The organism is Mycobacterium sp. 050128, from assembly GCF_036409155.1.
Lineage (GTDB): Bacteria > Actinomycetota > Actinomycetes > Mycobacteriales > Mycobacteriaceae > Mycobacterium.
On sequence record NZ_JAZGLW010000035.1, the window covers coordinates 1 to 1,459 of the forward strand.

Here is a 1,459-nt window from a genome sequence, read left to right on the forward strand (position 1 = left end):
TGACCTGATTCAACCGGTCGATGCAACACCGGCTTGTTGGAGTGAGAGTAGTTGCTCGTTGAATGCTTCGGCGGGTGTCTTCCACCCGAGTGTCTTTCGGGGTCTGGTGTTCAGTGCGTGCGCGACCGCTTCGATCTCCTCTGCCGACCACCGCGAGAGATCGGTGCCTTTCGGAAAGTACTGGCGTAGCAGCCCATTGGTGTTCTCGTTGGTGCCGCGCTGCCAAGGAGACTGTGGGTCAGCGAAAAAGACGGGGATGCCGGTCTCAACCTTGAACTGGGCGTGCGCTGACATCTCCTTGCCACGGTCCCAGGTCAGTGACCGGGCGAGTTGCTCGGGCAGAGTCGACATCGTTTGTGCAAGAGCGTTTTTCATCGTGAGTGCGCCATAGCCAGCCAGCGCCGGGCCATTCTTCACGGTTTCCTTGTGCCGGTAACCTACCTCGCGCGGGAGATGGATCAGCATCGCGAAACGAGTCTTGCGTTCGACCAGGGTGCCGATCGCCGAGCGCTCCAAACCGATCAACAGATCGCCCTCCCAGTGCCCCGGAACCGCTCTGTCGAGTGCCTCGGCGGGTCGCTGGCTGATCAGCGTCTCAGCGGTGACATGCGCCCACGTCTTTCGCCGTGATCGCTCCCGCGGCGCTCGCAGTGCACGTCCGGTGCGTAAACACCACACCAGTTCCCGTTTGAGCGCGCCACGGCCCTGGATGTAGAGCGATTGGTAGATCGCCTCGTGGCTGATACGCATGGAATCGTCCTCAGGGAAGTCGACTTTGAGCCGGCAGGCGATCTGCTCTGGGCTCCACGCTAGCGACCACGGCCGGTCCTTGCGATGCGGCTTATTGCGCCCCGTGAACTTCGGCGGTGGCGGCCCTGCGATCACAGTCCCATCGGGCCGGCTGATCTGCCCGGACAACCGTTGCTCGACATAGGTGCGCAGTCGCGGGTTGATGACCAGTTTGACGGCCTTGGGGCGCTTGGCCGCCATGTCGGCCTTCCACTGCGCAACCGAGGCCCGGTAACCGCTACTCCCATAACGAACAGCGGCGTTGCGACGCAGCTCACGCGACACTGTTCCGGGATCACGCCCGATCACTCTGGCGATCTCGCGCACACCCCTGCCTTGGGCCCTGAGCAGCGCGATCTCCTCTCGCTCAGCGAAAGACAGGTAGCGGCCAGAAGGCTTGAACGTCAGGTCACATGGCGGCATGCCGCCAGCGTTGTGGAACCAGCGCGCACCAACCGGCTGCGACACCCCGACAGCCAACGCGGCCTCCTCAGGCAGCAGCCCCCTGGCGATCTGCTCCCAAAACGCCACCTCGACATGACGCTGGAACTTCGGATGACCCGGCGACCTACGCCTGGGCCTGATCGCCCGATCTGCTGCCTGCTGACGACGAACCACCCAACACCTCCACGATCACGAGGTGTTGCGACCACCAGTTGAATCCGCCCTG

General features: G+C 63.2%; 1 protein-coding gene. It reads right to left on the minus strand.

What is annotated here, in order from left to right; translation table 11 throughout:
• Window positions 1-9 precede the first annotated feature (9 nt).
• The gene (locus SKC41_RS31715; protein ID WP_442931878.1) at window positions 10-1,407 is read right to left on the minus strand and encodes an IS30 family transposase; all 1,398 of its coding nucleotides are present in this window, start codon (window positions 1,405-1,407) and stop codon (window positions 10-12) included.
• Window positions 1,408-1,459: the final 52 nt, after the last annotated feature.